The organism is Thermodesulfobacteriota bacterium (assembly GCA_031082315.1).
In the GTDB taxonomy this organism is placed as follows: Bacteria; Desulfobacterota; QYQD01; order QYQD01; family QYQD01; genus QYQD01.
Genome location: JAVHLC010000010.1, coordinates 56,718 through 80,068, shown reverse-complemented (window position 1 = coordinate 80,068; position 23,351 = coordinate 56,718). Strand labels below are relative to the sequence as shown.

At 49.3% G+C, this 23,351-nt stretch carries 30 protein-coding genes and 1 pseudogene; 10 read left to right on the top strand and 21 right to left on the bottom strand.

All coding sequences use genetic code 11. The annotated features are described in order from the left end of the window. Positions 1-93 precede the first annotated feature (93 nt). From RDU59_09985 to RDU59_09970, 4 genes and pseudogenes are all read left to right on the top strand, one after another. Positions 94-189, top strand: a pseudogene (locus tag RDU59_09985) (type II toxin-antitoxin system HicA family toxin). After that, entirely contained in the window at positions 186-536 is a 351-nt protein-coding gene (locus RDU59_09980; GenBank protein ID MDQ7838800.1) for a type II toxin-antitoxin system HicB family antitoxin, read from the top strand. The pseudogene RDU59_09985 and the gene RDU59_09980 overlap by 4 nt, the downstream one beginning before the upstream one ends. Positions 537-721: 185 nt before the next feature. Further along, positions 722-973 (top strand): AbrB/MazE/SpoVT family DNA-binding domain-containing protein, encoded by a 252-nt coding sequence (locus tag RDU59_09975; protein MDQ7838799.1) that lies wholly within the window; start codon positions 722-724, stop codon positions 971-973. Beyond that, positions 940-1,302 (top strand): type II toxin-antitoxin system PemK/MazF family toxin, encoded by a 363-nt coding sequence (locus RDU59_09970; protein ID MDQ7838798.1) that lies wholly within the window; start codon positions 940-942, stop codon positions 1,300-1,302. The genes RDU59_09975 and RDU59_09970 overlap by 34 nt, the downstream gene beginning before the upstream one ends. A 96-nt stretch (positions 1,303-1,398) precedes the next feature. On the opposite strand, the gene RDU59_09965 is transcribed toward RDU59_09970, so the two are convergent. Then, on the bottom strand, positions 1,399-2,982 hold the full coding sequence (locus RDU59_09965) for an AAA family ATPase (protein ID MDQ7838797.1): 1,584 nt from the start codon (positions 2,980-2,982) through the stop codon (positions 1,399-1,401). Positions 2,983-3,353: 371 nt separating this feature from the next. Here RDU59_09965 and RDU59_09960 point away from each other — a divergent pair, with 371 nt between their 5' ends. Next, positions 3,354-4,484: a multiheme c-type cytochrome gene (locus RDU59_09960; GenBank protein MDQ7838796.1), complete on the top strand. Its 1,131-nt coding sequence runs from the start codon at positions 3,354-3,356 to the stop codon at positions 4,482-4,484. A 40-nt stretch (positions 4,485-4,524) separates the two neighbouring features. On the opposite strand, the gene RDU59_09955 is transcribed toward RDU59_09960, so the two are convergent. From RDU59_09955 to RDU59_09945, 3 genes are read right to left on the bottom strand one after another with little or no spacing between them, the layout of a single operon-like run. Then, entirely contained in the window at positions 4,525-5,697 is a 1,173-nt protein-coding gene (locus RDU59_09955) for an MFS transporter (GenBank protein ID MDQ7838795.1), read from the bottom strand. Beyond that, positions 5,687-6,514, bottom strand: coding sequence for an SAM-dependent chlorinase/fluorinase (locus tag RDU59_09950; GenBank protein ID MDQ7838794.1), 828 nt, complete (start codon positions 6,512-6,514; stop codon positions 5,687-5,689). The genes RDU59_09955 and RDU59_09950 overlap by 11 nt, the downstream gene beginning before the upstream one ends. A gap of 17 nt (positions 6,515-6,531) precedes the next feature. Next, positions 6,532-7,182 carry a WYL domain-containing protein gene (locus RDU59_09945; GenBank protein ID MDQ7838793.1) on the bottom strand — a complete coding sequence of 217 codons (651 nt, stop codon included), beginning with the start codon at positions 7,180-7,182 and terminating at the stop codon, positions 6,532-6,534. A 127-nt stretch (positions 7,183-7,309) separates the two neighbouring features. Here RDU59_09945 and RDU59_09940 point away from each other — a divergent pair, with 127 nt between their 5' ends. Further along, positions 7,310-7,798, top strand: a complete 489-nt coding sequence (locus RDU59_09940) for a zinc ribbon domain-containing protein (protein MDQ7838792.1) — start codon at positions 7,310-7,312, stop codon at positions 7,796-7,798. A 31-nt stretch (positions 7,799-7,829) separates the two neighbouring features. Here RDU59_09940 and RDU59_09935 read toward each other — a convergent pair whose 3' ends face one another. Then, on the bottom strand, positions 7,830-8,201 hold the full coding sequence (locus RDU59_09935) for a response regulator (GenBank protein MDQ7838791.1): 372 nt from the start codon (positions 8,199-8,201) through the stop codon (positions 7,830-7,832). Between the two features lie 391 nt (positions 8,202-8,592). On the opposite strand from RDU59_09935, the gene RDU59_09930 reads away from it, so the two are divergent. Further along, positions 8,593-8,967 carry a helix-turn-helix transcriptional regulator gene (locus RDU59_09930; protein ID MDQ7838790.1) on the top strand — a complete coding sequence of 125 codons (375 nt, stop codon included), beginning with the start codon at positions 8,593-8,595 and terminating at the stop codon, positions 8,965-8,967. Positions 8,968-9,028: 61 nt separating this feature from the next. Further along, the gene (radC, locus tag RDU59_09925; GenBank protein ID MDQ7838789.1) at positions 9,029-9,688 is read left to right on the top strand and encodes a DNA repair protein RadC; all 660 of its coding nucleotides are present in this window, start codon (positions 9,029-9,031) and stop codon (positions 9,686-9,688) included. 46 nt (positions 9,689-9,734) lie between these two features. On the opposite strand, the gene RDU59_09920 is transcribed toward radC, so the two are convergent. From RDU59_09920 to RDU59_09850, 15 genes are all read right to left on the bottom strand, one after another. Then, positions 9,735-10,148 carry a hypothetical protein gene (locus RDU59_09920; protein MDQ7838788.1) on the bottom strand — a complete coding sequence of 138 codons (414 nt, stop codon included), beginning with the start codon at positions 10,146-10,148 and terminating at the stop codon, positions 9,735-9,737. A gap of 110 nt (positions 10,149-10,258) precedes the next feature. Further along, positions 10,259-10,855, bottom strand: a complete 597-nt coding sequence (locus RDU59_09915) for a nitroreductase family protein (protein MDQ7838787.1) — start codon at positions 10,853-10,855, stop codon at positions 10,259-10,261. A gap of 19 nt (positions 10,856-10,874) precedes the next feature. Beyond that, positions 10,875-11,570, bottom strand: coding sequence for a cytochrome c biogenesis protein CcdA (locus RDU59_09910; protein MDQ7838786.1), 696 nt, complete (start codon positions 11,568-11,570; stop codon positions 10,875-10,877). 2 nt (positions 11,571-11,572) lie between these two features. Further along, positions 11,573-11,944 (bottom strand): thioredoxin family protein, encoded by a 372-nt coding sequence (locus RDU59_09905; protein ID MDQ7838785.1) that lies wholly within the window; start codon positions 11,942-11,944, stop codon positions 11,573-11,575. Between the two features lie 212 nt (positions 11,945-12,156). After that, positions 12,157-12,501, bottom strand: a complete 345-nt coding sequence (locus RDU59_09900) for a hypothetical protein (protein ID MDQ7838784.1) — start codon at positions 12,499-12,501, stop codon at positions 12,157-12,159. A 27-nt stretch (positions 12,502-12,528) separates the two neighbouring features. Next, complete coding sequence (extKL, locus tag RDU59_09895; GenBank protein ID MDQ7838783.1) at positions 12,529-13,425, bottom strand: multiheme c-type cytochrome ExtKL; 897 nt, start codon at positions 13,423-13,425, stop codon at positions 12,529-12,531. Then, positions 13,422-13,643 (bottom strand): hypothetical protein, encoded by a 222-nt coding sequence (locus RDU59_09890; GenBank protein MDQ7838782.1) that lies wholly within the window; start codon positions 13,641-13,643, stop codon positions 13,422-13,424. Before RDU59_09890 ends, extKL begins: the two co-directional genes overlap by 4 nt. Before the next feature lie 41 nt (positions 13,644-13,684). Continuing rightward, the gene (locus RDU59_09885; protein ID MDQ7838781.1) at positions 13,685-15,913 is read right to left on the bottom strand and encodes a formate dehydrogenase subunit gamma; all 2,229 of its coding nucleotides are present in this window, start codon (positions 15,911-15,913) and stop codon (positions 13,685-13,687) included. A 63-nt stretch (positions 15,914-15,976) separates the two neighbouring features. Further along, the gene (locus tag RDU59_09880; GenBank protein ID MDQ7838780.1) at positions 15,977-16,216 is read right to left on the bottom strand and encodes a hypothetical protein; all 240 of its coding nucleotides are present in this window, start codon (positions 16,214-16,216) and stop codon (positions 15,977-15,979) included. A 122-nt stretch (positions 16,217-16,338) separates the two neighbouring features. Continuing rightward, the gene (locus RDU59_09875) at positions 16,339-16,788 is read right to left on the bottom strand and encodes an alginate export family protein (protein ID MDQ7838779.1); all 450 of its coding nucleotides are present in this window, start codon (positions 16,786-16,788) and stop codon (positions 16,339-16,341) included. 126 nt (positions 16,789-16,914) lie between these two features. After that, on the bottom strand, positions 16,915-17,412 hold the full coding sequence (locus RDU59_09870; GenBank protein ID MDQ7838778.1) for a thioredoxin family protein: 498 nt from the start codon (positions 17,410-17,412) through the stop codon (positions 16,915-16,917). Between the two features lie 461 nt (positions 17,413-17,873). After that, positions 17,874-18,917, bottom strand: coding sequence for an ACR3 family arsenite efflux transporter (gene arsB, locus RDU59_09865; protein ID MDQ7838777.1), 1,044 nt, complete (start codon positions 18,915-18,917; stop codon positions 17,874-17,876). A gap of 31 nt (positions 18,918-18,948) precedes the next feature. Beyond that, on the bottom strand, positions 18,949-19,179 hold the full coding sequence (locus tag RDU59_09860) for a thioredoxin family protein (protein ID MDQ7838776.1): 231 nt from the start codon (positions 19,177-19,179) through the stop codon (positions 18,949-18,951). A gap of 19 nt (positions 19,180-19,198) precedes the next feature. Next, positions 19,199-20,509, bottom strand: coding sequence for a permease (locus RDU59_09855; GenBank protein MDQ7838775.1), 1,311 nt, complete (start codon positions 20,507-20,509; stop codon positions 19,199-19,201). A gap of 52 nt (positions 20,510-20,561) precedes the next feature. Further along, positions 20,562-20,918: a metalloregulator ArsR/SmtB family transcription factor gene (locus RDU59_09850; protein MDQ7838774.1), complete on the bottom strand. Its 357-nt coding sequence runs from the start codon at positions 20,916-20,918 to the stop codon at positions 20,562-20,564. 171 nt (positions 20,919-21,089) lie between these two features. On the opposite strand from RDU59_09850, the gene RDU59_09845 reads away from it, so the two are divergent. Beyond that, positions 21,090-21,401: a DsrE family protein gene (locus tag RDU59_09845; protein ID MDQ7838773.1), complete on the top strand. Its 312-nt coding sequence runs from the start codon at positions 21,090-21,092 to the stop codon at positions 21,399-21,401. Positions 21,402-21,443: 42 nt separating this feature from the next. Beyond that, entirely contained in the window at positions 21,444-21,926 is a 483-nt protein-coding gene (gene tsaA, locus RDU59_09840) for a tRNA (N6-threonylcarbamoyladenosine(37)-N6)-methyltransferase TrmO (GenBank protein MDQ7838772.1), read from the top strand. A 59-nt stretch (positions 21,927-21,985) separates the two neighbouring features. Here tsaA and RDU59_09835 read toward each other — a convergent pair whose 3' ends face one another. Further along, a complete protein-coding gene (locus RDU59_09835) occupies positions 21,986-22,906 on the bottom strand; it encodes a hypothetical protein (protein MDQ7838771.1) in 921 nt (306 codons plus the stop codon). Positions 22,907-23,351 lie beyond the last annotated feature (445 nt).

Below are 23,351 nucleotides of genomic sequence, written 5' to 3'. Positions count from 1 at the left end.
CCGGGCATGGCACAGGACTATCGGGGTGAGAGTCCCCGATCCAGGTTTTAGCGGAGCCTAAGGCTAGGAGAAGGGCAAGAGCCTGCCCCGGACATAATTCGTTTACATAAGCCACACCCAAATAATGAGTTAAAACAGTATCAGATTGAGCAGATTATTGATGAGCTCAAGTCGAGGAGGTTAATATGAAAGATTTCTTGCAGTATAAAGAATATATAGGTTCAGTTCATTTTAATGCTGACGACGAAGCCTTTTTTGGAAAAATTGAAGGAATTGAAGATCTGATTTCTTTTGAAGGCGCTAGTGTAGCAGAATTGAAAAAATCATTTGAAGATGCGGTAGAGGATTATATTCAACTCTGCAAAGAACATGGGAAAAAGACTGAAAAATCTTATAAAGGCAGTTTTAATGTAAGGATTTCTCCCGAAGTTCATAAAAAAGCAAAACGGTTAGCAATCATGAAAGGAATATCATTAAATCAGTTCATTCAAAAGGCTGTTGAAGAAGAAGTAAGTAGAGAGAGTGCGAATATATGAGAAGTATGGGAAGCTGGTAAAAAAGTAAGTTGATAACGGAAAGCGTAAATCTGAAACAAAACCCATTCTTCACACCTAAGCGTGTCGGGAGCGGCCTCTAAAGTTATTACGGTAAACAATTTTTAAATTGACATTCTCCCATCGCAGATATACATTGTATATCATATATGTAAGGGGACATAACTATGCAAGATAATATGGAGTTACAAATTGGGAAATGGGGTAATTCGCTTGGCATTCGACTTCCAAAACATGTATTAGAATCACTCCATCTGGGTGTAAAAGATCGGGTAAGTTGCTCATTAGAGGATGGAAAGTTGATTTTAAAGCCCCTGTCTCACCAAAAGAAATACACATTAGAAGAGTTGCTCGCCCAAGTACAAGAACCCGGCAAGGAAGTTTCATGGGGCAAGCCGGAAGGAGAGGAAGTTTGGTAGCCCATATCCCAAAACGCGGAGATTTTATTCGCCTTAATTTTGACCCACAAGCCGGGCATGAACAGAAGGGAAGCAGGCCGGCTTTAGTCGTAAGTCATAGCGCCTTTAATAAAAAGATGGGGTTCATTTTTGTTTGTCCCATCAGCAACACAGAACGTAAAAATCCATTTTATGTAGCCATACCCGAAGGTAAAAAAATTACAGGGGTGATCATGGCAGATCAGTTGCGTTCGCTTGATTACGGAGCTAGAAATGCGGCCTACATTAGCAAATGCCCGGAAGAACTACTCCAGGAAGTCTTAATGCGTATAGACCCTATAATGTTCTGATTTCCTATTGACGGCACCCTGCGCGTGTAAGTAGTTAGTCAAAATTCTGTCCAAGACAATCCCACTCTAATTGCCGAGCACTCCGTCACGTAATCGTCAGAGGGATAGGGCGCGGCGTATATCTTCCGGGCAGGACTGGAGTATATAAGCTGTAGTCCTGTCCACGGTCTGGCTTGTATCTACCTGAAGAAGGCGACCGGACGGTATCTCCTCCGGCCGATCAAAGGTCTCCGCCTGTTTCAGATATATCTCCCAGCGACCGTCTGAGACGGCCTTTTTGTTTTTTCTCCGTCTTTCCAGGCGGGACTTGGTTTCTTCCTCCGGGCAGTGGCAATAGACGAAGCAGTAGGGGACATCCAGTTCTTCGGCCATCTGGATCAGGGCCGTCCTTTCGGCCCGGTCCTTGTATGAGGCGTCGAGGATGACGGATTCTCCCATCTCCAACCGGGCCGCCGCCTCTTCGCGTAATTTGGTATAGGTCGAGCGGGAAAAGTCCGGGCTGTAAATGCCCTGTCCGAAGGGCTCCGGCCTTCTTTCTGTGGGCGCGAGGCCGGCCATTTTTTTCCTGATCTCATCAGAATTAAGGGGCACGATGGCTAGTTTTTCACCAATAATCCTGGCCTGGGTGCTCTTCCCGCCGGCAATAAGGCCAAAGAATACCAGGAGAACCGGCTTCCTTTTTCCGTCGGCATAGCGGTAGGCAAGGCTAAGGTATTTTCGGGCCGTAGATAGAGAGCGGCCCCGGTCTTCTTCGCCGATCTCCTTGCTGTCCGCCGAGAAGGAGTGGATTTTGCCGCGCACGTAGGCCCGATAGCATTTGTAGAAATCCAGTACGTCTATAAGCGAGCGGTCGCCGGAGAGTTCCACGAAGCGATCGATAAAATATCCGGAGAGGGCGCCCAACCGGTGGAAATCCAGGTCCATGGCCAGGAAGGCTATATCACAGGCCACATCTCCATAGCGGAAACGCTCATTGAACTCTATGCAGTCGTAAATATAGACATCATCAGCTATACAGATGTTGGCCGAATAGAGGTCGCCGTGCCCGTCCCGGATTTTTCCTGATTTTATACGTTCCTGAAAGAGATTAGCCCTTTTTTCAAAGAAGGAGAGGCTGTATGCCTTAATGGTTTCAAAGCGCTCCCTGGTGAGGGCGCGGCCGATATAGCCTTCGGTCTGGGCAAAGTTTTCCTCGATATTGAAACGTACCTGCGGGATTTCGCCATAGAAGTCTATCTCCGGGCCGGTGGCGGCCTGTGTGTAGAAGGGGACGAGTTTTTGCACGATGCGGTCGATGACCCCTTGATCTACTTTGTCATCCTTTATCAGGACATCCATCATACGGTCCTGGGGCATCTGCCGCATCCTGACCGCGTATTCAATGACTTCTCCCGGACCGTTTATAAAAAAGCCTTTTCCGTCTGTAGTCACCGGTTCCACCCCGAGATATATCTCCGGTGAGAGCCTTTTATTGAGGACTACCTCCCGCTCACAAAAGTGTTTGCGTTTTTCGAGGGTGGTAAAATCGAGAAAACCGAAGTTAACAGGCTTTTTTATCTTATAAACAAAGTCACCGGTAATAAAGACGTAGGAGATATGGGTCTGGACAAGTTTTATCTCGGCTACCGGGTGGGGATATGCCCCTGGCCTTAACAGATCCTTTACAAAGTCAGGCAACATGCGGAACCTCTGCTGGCAGATAAGATAACTCTTGTTATCAGCTTATAGCCGAGGTGTCAAGGTATGGTGTTTATTTTTGATAATGCTGGACATCTGATTAGGAGTTTTGATATGCTGTTTCAGGTAGGCAATAATTCTTTGTAAGTATTAAAATGATCCGACTCTTAGCATATCTCTTTTTGTTGGTTATAATGTTCTTATCCTTTTTTGCCTCATCCGGTGCAGAAGAAGGGACAAGGATAACTCTGCTCTTAACCGGTCAGACCCGGGGGGCGCTGGAGCCCTGCGGCTGAGGCGAAAACCGGGCTGGCGGTCTGGCCAGAAGGGCTACAATAATCAAGGACGTTCTTAAGGAGAATCCTCAGGCCCTGTTGATCGAAGGGAGCGGCGCTTTTCATGGCGCAGGCCCGACGGATCTGGTAAGGACTGAGGTTTATCTAAAGACCCTGGAGAAGATGGGCTATCACGCCATTGCCTTGGGCGGCGACGCCTTCAACTTCGGGACCGACTTTATCCGGAATCAGATTAAGAGCCTAAACATTCCTTTCCTTTCGGCCAATGTCCATAAAGGTGAGGCTAAAGAGCTTCCGGGGAGGCCATATCTCATCAAGGAGTTGGGCCCGGTCAAGGTGGGAATCCTGGCCTTGACCGCGCCACCGCTCAGCCGCAATCAAATTCAAGCCGAAGGGGTTGAAATATCCGATCCTTTGGCCGGTATCAAAAAATATCTGCCCGTCATCAAAAGGGAAGCTAACCTGGTTGTGGTTTTAAGCGATCTTTCAGAAGAAGAAAACAGATCAATCATCTCTGAATTTGGCGACGTCCAGGTTATCCTGGCGGCCAGAGGCAAGATCCCTGTAGAAAATGTCAACCATGCCGTTATTGTCTCTCCCGACCAAAAGTACCTGGCCAGACTGGATTTATGGGTGGACCATAATGGACGGCTTCTGAGGCATGACTTTAAGTGGATTTACCTCTCGCTGGATATCGCCCCTGATCCGGCTATAGAGCAATTTATTTCACGGGCTTATGGCGCAGCGGTTAAGGATCGGGCAGGGCAGGCAGAGGCAAGACGAAGGTTTTCTGACCAGGCATTAGAGCAGGACAGGGATAATGGTTACGTGGGGGCAGAGAGCTGTCGAAACTGCCATGCACCTGAATACCGGGCCTGGAAAGACACCAGTCATTCCCGGGCCTTCGATACCTTGAGAGATATCCGGAGGCATTTTTATCCCGATTGTATTTCGTGTCATACCACGGGGTTTGGTTACCCTACCGGCTTTCAGATAGGTCAGACTACGGGACGGCTGGCCGGTGTGGAGTGCGAGGTATGCCACGGCCCGGGCCGGAAACATACCTTCCATCCTGAAACGTCTCAGTTGAGACGTACTGTCCCTGCTTCCATCTGCCTCGCATGCCATGACAAGGAGAGAAATCCGGACTTCGAGGGGCAAAAGGAACTGTTTTTTAACCGCATAAGCCATAAAGCATTAACTCGGTAAGGACAGATTTTGCATCTCCTTCGCTTGCTTGGTAGCGGCCTTATTGAGATTGGCCGGCCGGCGAAGAGGAAAAGAACCGTCTGAATGATATGGCCAGGATGGCTGTAAAGGCCAGGACGAACAGGCCGTTGGCCATAAAGGAAAAACTGTACCCCCACCTGGTGTTTAGAAGACCGGCTACTACTGCCCCGGAAAACATGGCGGCCGTCCGCACCACATAGAGCAGGCCTGAATTTCCCCCGAGGCGCGCCCCCGGGAAGTAGAGCGCAGTCAGGACCCCTATGCCTAAAATGGCTATAGCGTCACCCGTGGTGTGAAATATCCTGGTTAGAAGAAGACTCCCGAACGACCACGCCTTCCCGGTCAGGAATTGAAATGCACCGGACATTACAAGGCCGGCAAAGAGGAAATGGATAATCCTCTGCTTACGATCCATAAAGTATCCGATCCATGGGGCTAAAAAGGCCATCCACAGGCCGATACCGGCAAACATAAATCCGATATTTCTGGGCGCAAATCCCAGTTTCCCTTTCATTAAGAGTGTAAAGGAGGTTTGCTCTACGCCAAAGTGGGTGGCCAGGACAAATATCCCCAGTATCAAGAGGAGCCTGCCCGGTTTTTTCAGGTCGGCCCGGTATTCCTCAAAGCTAAACCTGATCGGGGCGGAATCCCTGAGAAATAAGGTAAGCGCGATAAGCGCCAGGGAGCATGCCCAGGCCGTAGCAATTAAAGACTTCGGTGGATAGTAAGAAGTAATCAATCCTCCTATGAGCGGTCCAAAGGCATATCCCAGGTAACCGCCCACGTGGTAGAGGGCCACCTGCCGGCTTAAACTATTGCGAGTGATGACCTTGAGGTAAAGAGACGAAAGCACAATAAAGAGGGCGGAGGCGCCGGCGCCTCCGATAGCGACAGAGAGCAGGAGCCAATAAAAGTTCCGGGAGAGGAGGAGGAAGAAGAAGTACAGGCTCAGGCAGCATGTGCCTGCGATGACGGTCTTTTTGGGAGAAAAGTAATCGGAAAAGACCCCCATGGGGAGCATGAGCAGCATAGAGGCCATGGAGAATGTGCCGATTATTATGCCGATACGGCCATCGGTAAGGCCGTATTCTTTCAGGAGAAGGGGCAGAAATGCAAAAACCATCCAGTGACAAAAATAAAATAGGGTGTTGGCCGCAAAGAAGACACTGGTGGTTTTTCTATCAAGAGCGATTTTCTGTTGTCTCCTTAAGATTCTTTTCTATGGTTACGGTTACCGCGGCCCCTGTGCCCATTTTCAGCCGACTGGCTGCGTTACCGGAGACCTCGGCGATTTCCAGAAGGCCGCCGCTGCCGAACAAGGCTATTATACCATGCTCTGCGGCCCCGGCATACGTCTTCTGGAGGAATTTTAAAGAAATGCCGTCGGCCTTAATCACAAAGGGTCTTCCCCGGATGTGTTTCTTAAATTCTTCTTCTGAGATGTTGGTAATAAGGTTTCCAAAGCGGTCTATCCAGACCACTTCTCCGTAGAGCGTCCTCCCATCGAATTCAGGTTTTGTGGCGCTAAAGATGACCGGGTCTGTAATGCGTTCACCCAGTTCCTCAGGCGGCGTGCCGCAGGCCAGGTGTCCGGCTACCGGCGCAAAGATATCGCGACCGTGAAAAGTGGCGGAGATTTTATCTAAAAAGTATTTTTTCTGATTTAATACATATACCTCAAAAGGCTTCCCTGATTGGTAGAGCAGGCTGAAGAGTCCGTTGTCCGGGCCGATAAAGAAGTGGCCGTCGCAGGCGACCAGGATAGGCCGGCGGGAAGCGCCCACCCCTGGATCGACTACGGCCACGTGTATGCTTCCTCTTGGGAAGTAATCATAGGAAGCGGATATCTGCCACGCCGCCGCCCTGATATCCTGCGGAGGAATTTCATGCGTCAGGTCGATAATTCGGACATCCGGGCAGATGGAGAGAATAACCCCCTTCACAACGCCGGCGTAGATGTCCTTGGCGCCGAAGTCGGTAAGGAGCGTAATGACTCTGGTTGTACGCATGGATTTCAGGCTGTTTATCAACGGGGTATGAAGAAAGGAGTTTTGATTACTTGCTTGATGAGCGGGACACGGAAGGTCTCCGTCTTTTTGCTTTCAGGGGTGAAGGCGTCAAGAAACAGACTGCCCTGCTCGAAGTAAAGCCGTTCCGGATCGGCCGTATAGCGGCGCAGCACCTTTTCACCTTCTTTCCGGCAGTCTATGACAATACGATTTCTATCCTGGAGCGCCCCCTGTAGTTTATCCAGGATGTCCTTATGGCAGCCGAATCCATCCTTTACAATCAGATTATCCACCATATTTATCAATTCTTTTCGGGTCTTCGAGGGGAGTGCGGCTATGATATGGCACAAAGCGGCGTAGGCGCCGTAAGCAAGAGCAAAATCATTTCGTGCCGTTAGAACCTGTTGCCGGACCGCGAGCATAAGGGCCACAGTATCCCCCAAGGCAAGATCGGGTATGGTAAATGCGGGTTCTTTTTTTATCAAAAATGCCTTTTCGTGGTTAGAATATTTAATTGACAGACCCAGTTCGTTTAACGACTGGAGATCATAATAGAACTGCGACTTGCCGATGCTAAGGGAGGCTAAACATTGCTGACGGGTTTGGTGCGGCTGGGTTTTGATCTTAAGAACCGTTTCAACCAGTCTAACTAAGCGGTTGGATTGCATATAGCGGCCTTTCACATAAGGGCACTATATTAAATTTTTCCTTTCAAAGTCAAGAAGTACTTTTTCCTTCCCAATTTCTACTTGACCCACGAATGCCTTTTTTCTACACTATCAGAGAGGAATTATCATGCCCATCTATGAATTTTACTGTGCTGATTGCAATACTATCTTCAACTTCTTTTCCAGCCGGGTAAATACGGAAAAACGGCCTATGTGCCCGAAATGCGGCAGCGGGCCATTGGATCGTCTCATGTCCAGGTTCGCCGTCCTAAAAGGCGCGAAGGCAGAAGATGACGTGGGGATGCCGGACCTGGATGAATCGAAGCTGGAAAAGGCCATGTCTGTGTTGGAACGCGAGGCTGAAAATCTCAATGAAGATGATCCCAGACAGGGTGCAAAGCTCATGCGAAAACTGTGTGATATGACCGGCCTTGATCTTGGCTCCGGCATGGAGGAGGCGCTGAAACGTATGGAGGCCGGGGAGGACCCGGAGCAAATAGAAAAAGAGATGGGAGATATTTTGGACGGAGGAGATTTTTTAGATATATCCTCAAAGGCCACTCCGGCAGCGAAGAAACGACCTCCTGTCCATGACGAAAACCTTTATTATTTATAAGGAGAAATAGACCTGCCTGTTATTCACATCTTCAGGTAGATGGAGGGCGTCCATCAAGGATGTTTTGTGAGATTTTTTGTAACTCTAAGATATTAAATGGTTTTTTTATACAGGCTAAAGCTCCGCTTTTCAGGAGTTCGCATTCAGGTCCATCGCTGGTGATTACGAGAACAGGAATGGAAGGATTTATCATTTTTATTCTTCGTGTTAATTCAAGGCCGTTCATCTCTGGCATCCTGTAATCCGTAATAATCAAATCATAGGCTTTAGAGGCAATCCGCTTGACGGCCTCTATCCCATTTTCTACAGTGTCTATCTCGTAACCAAAAAACTTAAAGGCCTTAAGCAGTAATGTTCTGATTATCTCTTCATCATCTACGACGAGGATCCTTTTTTTCTCCATTTGTTCACTCCCCATTGTTAAGCAATTTTTTTCAACTCTAATCAGGTGGATTCTAACAGCTCTTGCCCGGCGAACCTCTCCCCTATAGAAGACAAAGTTGGAGAAATCAGGGGTTAAAATATAAGCAAAGATCAACTTATACAACTAATAAGAGAATAAAATCAATCAAAAAATACAACTGTAGGGCGATAGACTTTTCCCCTTTTCTTTACGATAGTTAGTTTTTATCCGAAACCCGGACTATGTCTCATCTTACACCCGTAGGACAGCCGTCTCGGCTGTCCAAGTATTTGATCATATTTAAGGAATAGAGCACTTAGCTATAAATTCTAATTATGAAAAATTAAGACGGGTTATGTAAAAATTGACGGAAATCGACCGAAAAATTGGCGTGCGAATTAAGCAAATAAGGAAGAGCCGGGGACTGTCTCAGATTGAATTGGCCGAAAGGGTAGGCATATCTTTTCAGCAAATTCAAAAATATGAGAAAGGGGTCGCGAAGATGACGGTCTTTCGTCTTCAGCAGATATCCGAAGCCCTGGATGTTCACATCGCCGACTTTTTCGAAAAAGGAGAGTTTATTTCTAAGGTTTCAGGTCCTGTTTTAGAATATACTCCCGGAGAAACCCCTCTTGAACATTTTCAGCTCCTCGATAAGGAAGAAATTATTATCTTGAAACTCTTTCGCAAGATTAAGAACAATAAATTGAGAGAAGGGCTTTTGAAGCATATACGTGGGATTATCCAATTGGAAAAGAAGAAATAGGAACATGCCTTCCGCTAAGACAGTAACGTGGTTAAAATAAATACAATAACCTGAAGTAATTATGAAAGATATTAAAGACCTCCCCAATTTTGACAGGCCGCGTGAAAAACTGGCGGCCCAGGGGCCGGAGGCGCTATCGGATATTGAGCTTCTCGCCATACTTCTTGGAAGTGGGGTAAAGGGCAAAAACGTCTTTCAGGTAGCCCAGGGTATTCTACGAAAGCTTGATAAAGATAAGGGAAAAGTAGATCTAAAAAGTCTTATATTGATTGAAGGCGTTGGTCTTGCCAAGGCCTGCCAGATTGTGGCTGCCTTTGAATTTGCAAGACGGAGGTTCTTCAAGGACTTATTAGTGATTAAAAAAGCGAGAGATATTTTACCCCTTATTTCACATATTGCGGATAAGAAGCAGGAACATTTCCTGTGCATATCTCTGAATGGCGCCAATGAGGTTATCGGAAACAGGGTGGTCACTGTCGGTCTTCTTAATTCAAGTCAGGTTCATCCCCGGGAGGTGTTTGCCGATGTCATATCCGACCGGGCCGCATCCGTTATTCTTGCCCACAATCACCCATCAGGTGTGCTGAAACCAAGCCCTGATGATATAGCCATAACGGAACAGATGGTTGAGGCAGGTAAAATCCTCGGAATATCTGTGTTAGATCATATAATCATTACAAAAAAGGGATACCTGTCTTTTAAGGAAAAAGGGCTGATGTGACTCCCGTTTGAGGAATTTGTACGCCTGGTGTCAAGAATAAGGACTGTCAGGTGATGTATTTTTCATCTTTTTGTAAGAATGCTCCGTAATGTTCTTTAATGCATTCGGGGCATAAACTATGGGAAAATTCCGCTTCAGAATGATCCTTTATATACTGTTCAATGGGAATCCAATCTTTATCCACTCGTATCTTTTTGCAAAATGAGCAGACCGGTAAAAAGCCTTCCAGGTATTTAATCTGCTGAAGAAAACGTTGCGACAAAAAGATAATAAAGGCACCCAGGGCAATGACAAGGACGGTTTCTAGAATACTTTCAGCCCAGTTAATAGGCGTGGCCGCGGCCCCAAATAAATTATGCGGAACATCAAATACTTCGTCTAGCCATAATGCAAGGATTACCGTTAAAAATCCAATCGATTCATATAAGAGAATTTTTTTTGTCAGTGTGCTTTTGGCCATTACAGATTTCCTGAATGAAAATGCTGTGCGTAGTCTCCTGCGCGCCTGCGGCGGGACAGAATAGGCATTTTCGAAGCTCTCTTATTAATTCGGCTTAATTCAATAGAAACTTAACTTATAATAATATCATCCAGATGCCGCTTTGGCACATGGTGTACGCCTTCGGCATCCCGCCAGTATTTGATGTCTCCATCCGGTCGTAGATGTCCGCCTCTGGCGGATGCGACTGTCTCGATTACTACCTTTTCCCTGGGCTTACCCAGGGCCACAACAAGGAGTATCTCGTAGCGTAACGGTATCCCGAGGGCCTTGCGGAGTTCCTCCCGCTGTACTGACCCGATAATGCAGCCGCCCAGGCCCTTTTCTGCCGCACCCATGAGGATGCTCTGGATGGCTATCCCGGAGTCGTAGCCGACAAAGGACTGGTTGATTTCTTTATCCCCAAGTACCACGATATAGGCCGATGGCCTTTCTCCTTCAGCCGGGCCGGGCCAGTCTTTGAGGTAAGCAGCCCAGGCCAGGTGCGAGAATATCAAGGCGTTTTTTTGAGGATCGCAGGAAAGGATGTATTTCAGGGGTTGGAGGTTACCGGCGGACGCCGAGAGTCTGGCCAGGTCGACGAGTTCCCTCAGTGTCTCGTGCCCAATCGTTACTTCCTGATAAAAGCGCCGATAGCTCCTGTTCTTTAGTATCAAATCTCTTATCATCTTATATCCTTTTCAATTTTCAACTACTGTAAATCAGGTAAACGCCGCCCAGAAAGACCATGGCGCCACAAATCCTTTTCAATATGACAGCGCCATGGGATTTCTCATTCCAGTTCATATATCTCTGGACCAATTCGGCGGAGGTCCCGGCGGCCACTATGAGCGAACAGTGGCCGAGGCCGTACATGAGGAGCAGGAGAACCCCGTAAGCGATGTTTGTAGCGGCAACTTGAAAAGTAACGCCAATAATGGGCGCCATGTAAGCAAATGTGCAAGGGCCCACGGCCACACCAAAGATCAAACCGAGGACCAGGGCCATCCACAACCCTTTTTGTTTCATGCCGATCTGCCCTGGTCCGGACCAAGGGGCCGGGATTACGTCCATCAGGTAAAGGCCTACCAGGAAGAAGACCCCGGCAACCAGGTAGTTGCCATAGGGGCCAATATCCCCCAGCATGCGGCCGGCTGCTGCGGTTACGAGGCCAATGGTAGCAATGGTTATCAGAATCCCGCAGGCAAAAAGGAGAGATATGGAAAAGGCCCGTCCAGAGGACATACGCCCCTGACCGTCGATGAATCCAATAATCAGGGGGATAGAGGCCAGGTGGCATGGGCTGAGAAGGATGCTAAGGATCCCCCAGACAAACGATGCTCCCAGGGCCATTCCGAAGCTGTTCTCTACGGTTCGGGTCAGCACACTAAAAAGTTGATCCATGGCTATTTGATGAATTTGAGTTCCCTGAGTTTGGCTACCAGATCGTCTTTCGGATAAAATCCCAGATGACGATAAACCTCCCGGCCATTGGCATCCACAAAGACTTGTGTAGGGATCACCATAATACGATAGAGCCGGGTTAATTCTGATTTACTGTCAATTTCCACCACCTGTACCCTAAGCCGGCCTTCGTACTCCCTGGCCAGGGACTCCAGAATAGGCTTCATTTGTCTACAGGGGATACATATCCCCCTTCCGAACTCCATGAGGACTGGAAGCCTTGGCTTAGTTGCTGGTTCAGCCTGGCTCGGAGTAATTGACAGGAAACCTATAAAAAACACCAGTACCAATGCGATAAAAACTTTCTCTTTCATGTATTTTTCCCTTTCAAATTTATTGTAGTGTGAACATGCATAGCGAGCGCATACGATGCATTTTACCTTGCATACGGAGATTCCCCGCAGCTTACTGCGGGGAGCTTCAATGCTCTCATTTCTTAGTTGTTATCAACAATTCTTCCATCACGGATCTGATGGATGCGGTCGAATCCTTCCACCATGCGCTGGTCATGCAGCCTTCCTCCGAATCATTCCATCGACACGGTACTTGTCTCCTCGTAGAACAAGAACTGATCCTTTCCGGGGACACCATCTTTGAGATCGACTCCTCGAGGAACATACCACAGTCTGACAGTGGTATGGATTTCTCGTGGACCAGCCGGGTTAATGTCCCTGCCGACTTTTTCCGGCAGCCGGATCTCGAACGTCTCGATCCGGGTCTGGCCGGGTTGCAGGCTTGTGTCACGGAGCAGGCCTGCCTTTTTATATGATCCATAGACCATCTCGCTGCCCCTGCCGTATGCCGGGGACTGGGGCATATAGATCTTTTCATCCGAGAATACCTTTTCGCCGTCTTCCGTGTGGGCGGTCACATCCAGGACCAGCCTGTTGGTGCCGGGTCAGCCGTCCGGTATTCTGTGCCCCGCCTTATTGGTCAGGTTAACCCTCAGGACGACCATAGGCACGGGCGAGGCACTTACCCTGGGGAGAAAACAATAGGCTACAGCATCAATCCGCATGTCTACAGCAGACCTCGCCAGTTTGTTGTCTCTGTATGCCGGCATGAGGTGGCCCACTTTGTCTTTCTTGATATGGCAATCCTGGCATGTCTGGGACCCGCCGGACGGGATGTATGCGTGCAGATAGCTGCCGTACAGGGTTGCGCACTGCGTGGGCTGCGGCAAGTCAAAGTTGGGACCCGACCCGTGGCATTGACCGCAAATAATAGCTTCTTTGATGATGGGGCTTCTTTTCAGAGCCTTGAATGAGGAGCCCGCATGGGGTCCCTCTTTAGTGCCGTACAGCGTTTCTCTTCCCGGTGCGCCGTCCAGCCACTTGTGCACGAGGGCGTGAGAGTTATGACATACGAGACAATCTATGCCGACCTTCTTGAGCGTGGCCTCGTCACCGTCGATAACCGCTCGGACAATCTGCCGCGCTACCTGGTCGCTGGCATTCTGTATCTGGGGCAAGTGACACTTGAGACATACGGTCACATGCTGCACGGTGACGTCGTCCAGGTTTTTCGCTCCGGAGTATGGCCACTCTTTCATGAGGGCCTGGGTAGCAAATTTACGAATACCGGACATGGTAGCCCCGGTGCCGACCAGAGACCGGGCGTGAATCGATTTCTGCCACTCTTCATATATCGTTTTGTGGCACTCTTTGCAGGAAGATGTGTCGTACATTCCGGCAAGTTCGTCGATGGTCCCGGCCTTTTTTTCATCCGGCACTGCCGCCCACACCGCGAGCGGCATGGCCAGTAAGAGGATAAAGGTAAATCTCGCGAGTTTCATAAAGCTCCTTTCTTTCCCGTGAACTGATCCTTCTGCCCCGGCTTATAGCTCGCCTCAAAGACAGGCACGCAGTGAGGGCCGCTTTTCTGTTTGATCTTTTTTCCCAGGCACTCCTTTACAAAACCGAGCGCCTCTTCTTTGTCGTCATCGAGTACAATATGGATTATGCGCTGTACTTCTTCCAGACTGAATTCCAGGACTGTTTTGGAATTACCCACCTTCTCCGACCTCCCGGCGGCCCTTTTACCGCCTCAGTTGTTTACCGCTTCTGTTTTTCCCCTTCCGCACTCTGGGGTTTCCACTGTGGATGATGTTTTTCCGCCCATTCTTTAGAAACCTTTCCTTCAAAGATGCTTCGCAGCGTACCGGGATTAGCGATAGTCCCCAGATAGACGTGCACTAGGACCACAGCCGTAAACAGGAAGACAGTGATACCGTGAATGGTGACTGCCACTTGCCTCAAGTTGGTCGCGTCGGACCAGATCAGGATGAATCCGGTTGCCGCAAGTATCAATGTCATCACCAACGCCAGCCAAAAGAAGAGCTTCTGCCCGGCATTGAAACGGGAGGCGGGGATATTAGCTTTGTAGCCGAAATAGCCTCCCAGCCTTTCTAGCCATTCTGCGTCGCAACGTTCGAAACAGGCATCCCTGAACCAGGCCAAAAGAAGCAAGAACACGGCTAAGACAAATCCATACCCAAAGTAGTGATGCCAAGTATAAATGTTTTCTATAGAATCCGCAGAGAACCAGGCCCCTGATAAGGTCAGGTAACCGGTTACGGCAAGGCCCAGGAAGGTGACGAGCGAACTGTAATGGATAACCCTTTCAAGGACGCTGAATCGCTGGATTTCTTGAAAAGAAGATCTCTCCTGTATACGCCTAGGACCAAAAATAATGTAATGGAGCAACAGGATTACGAGGACTATAAGCAGTCCCCAATAAATGAGTGGCCTTAAGGTTTCCTGCTGGAAGACACCCATGTTTACGGTCAAAGAAGTAAGACCCAGAAACTTAAAATTGGCTTGTGTAACCACGTTGCCTTTTTCATCGAAAGGGTTGACCAGGACCGGCTTGAAGAAGAAACCTGAGCCTGAACTGTGGCAGTCTTTGCATCCTCCGGAACCCAGGGCAGCGCGCGCCGGGCTTACATCGTGGCTGAACTTGAAGACCGAGCCGTAGGGACTGTACTCGTGAGGCGCTCTGGGCAGGGTCCGCCAGTTTACGCCGTCTGGAGTCACCTGATCTCCCTTGACAAAGACCACTCTTTTGCCTTCCAGGGATTCTCCTTCGGCCCGGAGATGTGCGGTAACAGCGGAGAGGAGGGCATAGATCTCTGCCGTCCGGTCGACCTCCGGGAAGCCGTCTCCATTGTCATCGCGTATTGATTTCAGCTCCGGATAGTTCTTTTCCGGTTCAGCCCGGTGCATGGACCACATCTTGAACATGTCCTTCATATAGGGCTGGCTGAGACCTTTTTTGCCCTCTTCTTCGATCCCGAGCCAGATACTATATAGACGGGTCAGGGGATAAATCTTTCCCTTGTACCAGCCGACCACAGGGGCATAGGTATGAAGCGGCTGGTAGCCGGCGGTGGAGGCATCCACCTCGCCGTAATAGTTCCAGGGCTTGGCATCCGGCCCGTAGAATGACCAGATGCGCTTGGGCGGCGGCTCAATACGGGGGGTGCTGTTAAAAACTGTGCTGTCCTGAATGAGAGCGGCCTTCACCTGTCTGGCCGGGATATGGCAGGTCTGGCAGGCGATCTTTTCCAGGTGGCGCGGCGGAAGCCCCCGGTGTTTCATGACCGGCGCGTTAAGGAGGCCCTTGCTATGGCAATCCGCGCAGGTACGCATGGTGTCGTCCAGATCGTTCCGCACCAAACCGCCCGGATCATCGCCTTTTCCGATCTGATGGACTTCTTTGCCCTGAATTCGCTTATCCACTGCCAGGCTCCCGGTCAAGTGGCAATCGATGCAACGAAGTCCGGCCCGGATATGCACATCGGTACGGGTATTGTATGATGCGCCCTTTTTCTTCCAGTCCGTTTCCTGATGGCAAAAGAGGCAATTTTTGGAAGGGGCATCGCGGACGATATTCAAGGCGACCTTCCCGTCGTCCTTGAAGAGCTTCGGGTCATAAGCCACATGGGGCTTCTCGCCCTTGGCCGTTTCGCCTTTTATCTCTCCGAAACCGGCACCGACGGTGGCTGCCCACCGAAAGTTTAGGGCCTTGATCTGCTCTTTACGCTTTTGGTTGTTATAGGCCGGGAGATGGCAAAGGAGGCAGTCGGCCTCGATCACCCCGGTCTCGGCCCATCTGGCCTTGAAGTAGTCGCCATCAAACCCGTTGTCTCCACCGGATTTGATGCCGTTCACGGGGTCACGGGCCACATCGTCGTACCTTTTCCCGTTTCGGTCGTATTCCATAGGACCGCCGCCCGGGTGGCAGCCGCCGCAACCGGCGGTAACAAAGTCAAAAGACGTCATATCGATCTCACGGGCTGATGTGTTGTTCTTCTTCGCCAACTGGCGAAAGACAGGGGCCGGGGTTCACCACCGCCCCCCGTACTGGCCGGGCGAGGTGCACCAGGGATAAAGCGCCTCAAAGGCCGCGACCAGCGACTCGCCTCTCCCCTGCTGAAAGTGGTAACCCTGGGTGATCTTGTTGTAGTCGTGGCACCGGCCGCAGGTCTTCTTCGGGCTGTAAGGCTTGTCGGCGTTTAGACCCTTGTCCGGATCAATGACGTTTCCGTCCTCGTCCAACAGGTTAAACGGCGGGCAAACTCCCATGGCCGTCCGCTTGGCGTCGGATGCCGCGGACTGGCCGGGAAGCAAAATAGCGTCTTGTCCTAGCAGAGAATGCGTTCCCAGAATCGAAGCAAGAAGTATGCTTAGGCCGAAGGACCATTTTTTCATAACCTCTCTCCTTTCGCTGATAAATGGGCTGTCGCACCCTTAACCGGCCGGTACTCGATATAGGCTTGGTTGATGTCGAATGGATCATGGTAAGGATTATTGCCCGGAGCAAAATCCTTGTCCGAAAAGGAAAGCCCCATGGCCTCGGCATCTTGGATTTGGGTATGAAGTCGAATGGCATGGGGCAACTGCAAATTGCGATCGAGTCGCAACCGGGAAAGGATGTAGTCTTCCTTAGTGCCCGTGCCATACGTTCTTATGTTAGTTTCGTCCTGCATCTCGCCTCGCAGGCGGTAGGTCCCGCCGATGTCCAGAATTGCTGAGCCCAATTTAATGCCCTTCCATGGGTGATCCTTTTTTGTGGCTGGGATTTTCTGATCTCCACGGGCCAACTGCGGACAACAAAGGATGACGATAAATGTCGGCAGAATTACCCAGTTCTTCATTTCGCCGCCGTTCTCAAAATGCCCTTCCGGATTCGCGGTTTCTTTATCAGTAGCATCCCTTTCCGATAAATCCAGGCCAGGACCATGGCCAAAAACCCGTAACAGCGTCCTGTATTCCCGCAGTATTCACACACTTACAGACTCCCTTATCCAGTCTTTTATCTGGGTTTTGGACGGCAACCGGCCGGAGGACTTTATCTCGCCGTTTATTACCAGGGCCGGGGTGGCTACCATCCCATAGCTGGCGATTTCTCGCACGTCACGCACATGCTCTACCTCCGCCCCTATATTCTCTTCTGTAAGAATAGACATGACCATCTGCTCCAGTTGGTCGCAGCTCGGGCACCCTGGCCCCAGGATGGCGATATTTAAAATAGACGTTTTTTCTTCGGCCACCGGTTCTCCCACGAATTTCTTGAATTCACGCAAAAAAGCCGCTTTATATTCTGCCTCTACAGAAGAGGGTATGTAATTTCCGGCTTTTAATTTTACGAGCATCAGGTCGGCAATTTCTTCGTCTTTTTTCCCTTTCCAGGCGGACAATTTCTCCAGCGCCTCTCTCAGGCCTAGGATACCCACCCGGATGCCCTTTATTGCTATATAAGAGGGTTCTTTCTCCGACATAAGAAATCCTTTTTTTGCCACGAATAAACACGAAGTTAAAAATTGAAGCTCCCCGCAACCCGCCTGCGGCGGACGGGGAATCTCCGTATGCAAAGTAAAATGCATCGTATTCGCTCGCTAACCCCGCTGCCCGCCAGAGGCGGACCTGGATGGCAAACAGCGGGGAATGCGCTCGCTATGCATGTTCAAGAGTTCTTGAATCGAGAACTCAGGAACTCAGGAAAAGAGATTTTTGTAGCAGATTATTTGTTCAAAAAACCATGTTGAGTATTCGGTCCCAGCTCAAATCCTCCCCTCGCTCTCCTTTCGGAAAAAGGGATTAAGGGGGATTTGCATGATGTTCCGCACATAGTCTCCGATTTCTCCAGCACCCACAGGGTTAAGTGTGGCAAAGGAGGATAGGGGAGATTTGAAGGCTCGGCTTACCGCTGAGTCTTTTCATAAATTCGTGCAATTCGTGGCTAAGAATAAAATCGTCTCCGGAAATACAAGGCCATGTTCACAAGGCTGATCAAAACCGGCACTTCCACCAGGGGACCGATTACTGCGGCGAAGGCCTGACCGGAATCAATCCCGAAAACGGCCACGGCCACGGCAATGGCCAGTTCGAAGTTGTTGGATGCCGCGGTAAAGCTCAGAGTGGTTGACTGCTCGTAGGTGGCCCCTATCTTCATGGAAAGATAGAAGGAGACAAAGAACATGCTCACGAAATAGATGCACAGGGGGATGGCCACCCGGACTACGTCCAGAGGAAGCTGGACGATGTATTCCCCTTTGAGGGAAAACATGACCAGGATGGTGAAGAGCAAGGCCATAAGGGTTATGGGGCTGATCTTAGGAATAAATCTCTCTTCATACCACTGGCGTCCCCTGACCTTGAGCCCGATTAGTCGGGTCAACATACCTCCTAAAAAGGGAATACCCAGGTAGATAAAAACGCTTTCGGCTATCTGGCCGATGGAAACATCCACCACCGCGCCTTTAAGCCCCAGCCATTGAGGAATAACAGTAATGAATATGTAGGCATAGACGGAAAAGAAAAGTACCTGAAAAATAGAGTTGAAGGCCACAAGTCCGGCGCAGTATTCTGTATCTCCGGCGGCCAGTTCATTCCAGACGATGACCATGGCGATGCACCGGGCCAGACCGATCAGGATAAGACCCACCATGTATTCGTGGTGACCTGAAAGAAAGGTAATGGCCAGGAGAAACATCAGGATGGGTCCGATGACCCAGTTTTGAACGAGGGAGAGGCCCAGAACTTTAAAATTATGAAAAACCTGCCCTAACTGTTCATATTTCACCTTGGCCAGTGGCGGGTACATCATCAGGATCAACCCGATGGCAATGGGGATATTGGTGGTGCCGATCTGAAAATAATTGATCACGTTCCGTACGCCGGGGAAAAGATACCCCCCGAACACCCCCGCAAACATAGCCAGGAAGATCCATAAGGTTAGAAATCGATCCAGAAATGAAAGTTTTTTAACAATTTGTTCAGCCATATCCAGGCCGCTTCCTGTTTTTTTGACTCTTCTATGCCAGCATCTTTTTGATTTCTTCAACGCCCGGCACCTTGCCGGCCACCTTGACCACGCCATTGACGACCAGGGCCGGAGTGATCATCACTCCGTAGGACATAATCTCTCTGATATCCGCCACCTTCTCCACGGTAGCGTCGATCCCGAGGTCTTTTACTGCCTGCTTCGTGGCCTCGGCCAGTTTAATACATTTGGGACAACCAGGTCCCAGTATTTGAATTTTCATGGTTGTACCTCCTTTCAAATTATCCCCAGAACGTGCCAAAAACCTTGCCGGCAACTGTGGCCATAACACAGACCAGGGTAATAAAGAGTATGGTTTTTTTGGTGCCCATAACTTGGCGAATGACCAGCATGCTGGGCAGGCTTAGCGCCGGTCCGGCCAGAAGTAACGCCAGAGCCGGGCCTTTTCCCATTCCGGCGCCGAGTAAGCCTTGTAAAATTGGTACTTCAGTCAGGGTGGCAAAATACATAAAAGCCCCGGCTACACTGGCAAAGGCGTTCGAGAACCATGAGTTCCCGCCCACACTGGTTGCTATCCACCTTTCCGGGATAAGAGCTGTATGTCCCGGGCGTCCGAGTAGAAACCCCGCAGCCAGTACGCCCAGGAAAAGAAGCGGCAAGATCATCCCGGCATAATTCCAGGTAGATGCTCCCCACTCCCTCAGTTCCGCCGGTTTGAACCAGAGGGACAGTGCCCCGATGAGTCCAAGAAGCAGGGCCCCTGCGATATAAAAGCGAGCCTTATAAATGCTGGTATAAAACGAGGGGGCATAGTCTATGGAAAAGATGTTATCCTTTGGAATAACCTGGATTGCGTTGCCGTCAATTTTCTTGAAGTGGTATTCGGTCAGCGTTTCACCAGAGAGAACTCCCTCCAGGACAGTTCCATTATTTAAAGTAATTTTAGCATCACCCGGCTTGCCCCAGTTGGCAAAGACCAGAATCCCGACCATTAGGGCAAAGTAGATAATCATTTTCCAGAGCGGCTTGCCATTTTCTTCCTCCGGTAGCAATACGGCCGCGGCCTCCTTGGCCTTTTCCCGTTCTTCTTTCAGAAAGGCCAGGTGCATCAAAAGACCGATGACGATACTGAAACCAATGGCGCCGACAGCGCGGGCCACACCAAGTTCTATGCCCAGCACTCGTGCGGTGAGGATGATGGCCAGCACATTAATAGCCGGCCCGGCGTAGAGGAAGGCCGTGGCCGGGCCAATGCCGGCCCCGCGCGCGTAGATACCGGCAAAAAGGGGCAGTATCGTACAAGAACAGACGGCCAGGATACCGCCGGATACCGAGGCCACGGAATAGGCCAGCCACTTTTGGGCCTGGCCACCAAAGTATTTTATAACACTGGCCTGGCTGATAAAGACAGCGATGGCCCCGGCAATGAAGAAGGCCGGAACCAGACAGAGAAGCACATGTTCCCGGGCATATTCCTGGAGCATCATAAAGGCCTCCAGGCCGGACTGCCGCACGATAGGGTGGGCAAAGGGGGTGAAATATGCCGCGAGAAAAATGCCGACCATGAGGCTGATAGCTTGCCACTGTTTCAATTCAGGGTACCTCTCTTGATTAAGCTAATGCGGGATTATTTTTAAAAAGTCTTTAAGCGCGCATGGTCTTCAGCAGCTTCATATGGGCCTGGGCATTAGCTACTAATACGGACTCGATACAGTCAAAAAATTTAAGGATGCAGGGTATCCGCAGTATATAGTAAATCTGAGTTCCGTGCTTATTGTCCTGAACTATACCGGCAGCCTTTAGCACAGAGAGATGCCTGGAGACCGTCGAGACATCGACGCCGATCATTTCCGTGAGTTCATTCACGCATCGAGCTCCCTTGGATAGTTCTTCGACGATGAACAAGCGGCTGGGATGAGCCAGGGCTTTAATTATCTTTGCGCGGGCTTCTAATCGGGCCTGCGTCCGTGTGCTGATCTTTCCCTTCGTTGTCGTTGGCATGGGGCTATCCTCCGTAGGTGGCTACTCTTAATGTTGGTTATTTGGTAATATAGCCAAATAACCAATCATGTCAAGAAATTTTTTTACTAATCTGCTGACTTTTCTGATATGATGATGCGCATTACAAGATAAATCCAGATGCGATGCCTATAGCGAAAGGAGGGATAGGGGATGAAAATTCTATTTATCATTACTGCCGACGATGGAGAGACAATATATAATGCCATGAGATTGGCCAATGTGGGGGGCAAAAAAGGTGACGATGTCAGTGTGTTTATGCTCGGGAAAGGCGTATGTTTTGAAAAAAGTAGCACCGAAGAATTTAATGTTATGGAGCAAGTTAACCAGTTCAAAGGAGATTTTTATGTCTGAGGGGTTTGTATGAAATCCCACGGTCTCGTGGGATCAAGTACCTGCCCCATTGCCTGGATGGACGATCTGTACGAATTGGTTAGGGACGCTGACAAGGTTATCACGTTTTGAGCAGATCATTATCCGAAATCACATGAATAGCATAGGGAAATTATGAAAGAGATAATACTTAGGCCGATAGGTATAATTCATTCTCCCTTTAAAGATATCCAGGGAATGCCCATACAACCAACCGCCGCCAGAGGCATCCCCGGGACTATAAAGATGGAACCAGAGTACGTTGATGGACTTAAAGACATAGAAGGATTTTCCCACATTGTTTTAGTTTATTATTTTCATCTCTCGGAAGGTTATTCGTTAAAGGTTAAGCCATTTATGGACGATCGTCTGCGCGGTGTATTTGCGACGAGGGCGCCCAAGCGCCCGAATCCTATAGGAATATCTGTGGTCAGACTGGTAAGGGTGGAAGGGCGGACGCTTCAAGTCGAAGATGTGGATGTTGTGGACGGCACACCACTTCTGGACATAAAACCTTATGTTCCGGAATTCGACAGCCCAAAGGCGGAGCGAATAGGCTGGCTCTCCGAAAAAGTGAATAAGATACATAAGATGAAGGCAGATGAAAGGTTTAGATGAACATTGGCATAAATACCCACCCGGCTGATCCATGGCGATATTTTTTTAATCTTATACTTTTATTGTCCAAAAATCAGCGCAATCGTTTGCTTTGCCAGGCCATACTTAGGAATAAACGCACTACCTAAAAAGTCGAAGAATTTAAATGCTTGAGTATGGTGGAATGGTACCCGACTCATTTCAGCCGCCAAACGGGACATCGACTCCAAAGAATCTCTGCGTCTGGGATCGACTTCAAGCAGTGCGGGTTCACTCGATTCGATTCCATTTTGAACAAAGCGTGACTTAACCAAATCGTAAAGATATGCTTTCTCGCTTAATTCCGAAATTCCATCCTGCCTTCGTTGTAAAGAGGATAGGCTCTTTTTCTCATTTTCAATGGCCTGATCGATTGCCTGTAATCCTCTTGTGTAACAGATACTCGAAGGTTTTTCGATAATGATGGCGGAGTCCATATCTTCCGCTTTAATAACGTCTAGCGACTGGCGCAACAGATCATACTGTAGGTGAACAAAGAAGGCTACGTCTGCAATAAGCCCAAAGCGGTTGGCATAGGCGCCCTTTTTTAGCCACCCCACTCTTGACAACGCGCTATCCAGGTTTCGCATTACATCTTTGTAAGGGTACCACAGCACCGTCTGATTGTCCTTGCGTTCCAGCGGCTGTGGTAACTCGGGTAAATTGCACGCATAGGCCTCAGCAATGAGTAAATGCGAAAGGGCGCTATAATAAGGGTCAGAGATATTTTGGGTAACGTAGTTTTCTGCCTCCTGTAGCTTTTTTTTCGTCGCACGACTATGGGCCATGTAATCATCGAAGGTCCTGAACTGGCTGATAGCCGTACCCATAAGGGCTTTTCCCTGATCGACAAGTTGGCTTATGTGATTGAGATGTCTGTTTAGTTCATGGCGGGAAGGGGTTTGGGCAATAGCTAAGGCCGGGGTGGCCAGAATCAAGAGAATCAAGACCACTCGCTTCATCTCACATACCTCCTATTCCCACGTTTTGATTCTTTTCTAACGGGGATCTCTTGAGCTGCCGTCGCTGCGGTTCAAGTAGCGAAGCGTGGCACTAGAGCTTATCGCTGGCGTCGTGCAGGCTCGGGTTAGCGTTGCTTGTCTTCGGCCTTCATCTTTTACATTTCCAGCCGCTATTTTTCCAATGGAGCTGCATCTACTCAAAATCATATAAGAATTTGCCAAATAACACAATAAGACAAAATATATTTAGTTTCCATCCGGAACTCCAAGAATTCCGGATGGAGCTATCAGCGTTCAGCTTAATATGTTGTTTGTATTGGGTTTTTGCTGACAGCTAATTGCTGATCGCTGAAAGTGTGAAGTTCGTCCCGGCGTATCCCACAAAAAGACTTGCACTAATTAATAGTATTCAAATAGAATATTAAAAAGGGTGTTGGAATACTCT

Bases quoted from the DNA above. Each gene is read 5' to 3' on its own strand.
- RDU59_09980 (MDQ7838800.1), top strand. From the start codon at position 186: ATGAAAGATTTCTTGCAGTATAAAGAATATATAGGTTCAGTTCATTTT.
- RDU59_09975 (MDQ7838799.1), top strand. From the start codon at position 722: ATGCAAGATAATATGGAGTTACAAATTGGGAAATGGGGTAATTCGCTT.
- RDU59_09970 (MDQ7838798.1), top strand. From the start codon at position 940: ATGGGGCAAGCCGGAAGGAGAGGAAGTTTGGTAGCCCATATCCCAAAA.
- RDU59_09965 (MDQ7838797.1), bottom strand. From the start codon at position 2,982: ATGTTGCCTGACTTTGTAAAGGATCTGTTAAGGCCAGGGGCATATCCC.
- RDU59_09950 (MDQ7838794.1), bottom strand. From the start codon at position 6,514: ATGCGTACAACCAGAGTCATTACGCTCCTTACCGACTTCGGCGCCAAG.
- RDU59_09945 (MDQ7838793.1), bottom strand. From the start codon at position 7,182: ATGCAATCCAACCGCTTAGTTAGACTGGTTGAAACGGTTCTTAAGATC.
- RDU59_09940 (MDQ7838792.1), top strand. From the start codon at position 7,310: ATGCCCATCTATGAATTTTACTGTGCTGATTGCAATACTATCTTCAAC.
- RDU59_09935 (MDQ7838791.1), bottom strand. From the start codon at position 8,201: ATGGAGAAAAAAAGGATCCTCGTCGTAGATGATGAAGAGATAATCAGA.
- radC (MDQ7838789.1), top strand. From the start codon at position 9,029: ATGAAAGATATTAAAGACCTCCCCAATTTTGACAGGCCGCGTGAAAAA.
- RDU59_09920 (MDQ7838788.1), bottom strand. From the start codon at position 10,148: ATGGCCAAAAGCACACTGACAAAAAAAATTCTCTTATATGAATCGATT.
- RDU59_09915 (MDQ7838787.1), bottom strand. From the start codon at position 10,855: ATGATAAGAGATTTGATACTAAAGAACAGGAGCTATCGGCGCTTTTAT.
- RDU59_09910 (MDQ7838786.1), bottom strand. From the start codon at position 11,570: ATGGATCAACTTTTTAGTGTGCTGACCCGAACCGTAGAGAACAGCTTC.
- RDU59_09905 (MDQ7838785.1), bottom strand. From the start codon at position 11,944: ATGAAAGAGAAAGTTTTTATCGCATTGGTACTGGTGTTTTTTATAGGT.
- extKL (MDQ7838783.1), bottom strand. From the start codon at position 13,425: ATGAAACTCGCGAGATTTACCTTTATCCTCTTACTGGCCATGCCGCTC.
- RDU59_09885 (MDQ7838781.1), bottom strand. From the start codon at position 15,913: ATGACGTCTTTTGACTTTGTTACCGCCGGTTGCGGCGGCTGCCACCCG.
- RDU59_09880 (MDQ7838780.1), bottom strand. From the start codon at position 16,216: ATGGGAGTTTGCCCGCCGTTTAACCTGTTGGACGAGGACGGAAACGTC.
- RDU59_09875 (MDQ7838779.1), bottom strand. From the start codon at position 16,788: ATGAAGAACTGGGTAATTCTGCCGACATTTATCGTCATCCTTTGTTGT.
- RDU59_09870 (MDQ7838778.1), bottom strand. From the start codon at position 17,412: ATGTCGGAGAAAGAACCCTCTTATATAGCAATAAAGGGCATCCGGGTG.
- arsB (MDQ7838777.1), bottom strand. From the start codon at position 18,917: ATGGCTGAACAAATTGTTAAAAAACTTTCATTTCTGGATCGATTTCTA.
- RDU59_09860 (MDQ7838776.1), bottom strand. From the start codon at position 19,179: ATGAAAATTCAAATACTGGGACCTGGTTGTCCCAAATGTATTAAACTG.
- RDU59_09850 (MDQ7838774.1), bottom strand. From the start codon at position 20,918: ATGCCAACGACAACGAAGGGAAAGATCAGCACACGGACGCAGGCCCGA.
- tsaA (MDQ7838772.1), top strand. From the start codon at position 21,444: ATGAAAGAGATAATACTTAGGCCGATAGGTATAATTCATTCTCCCTTT.
- RDU59_09835 (MDQ7838771.1), bottom strand. From the start codon at position 22,906: ATGAAGCGAGTGGTCTTGATTCTCTTGATTCTGGCCACCCCGGCCTTA.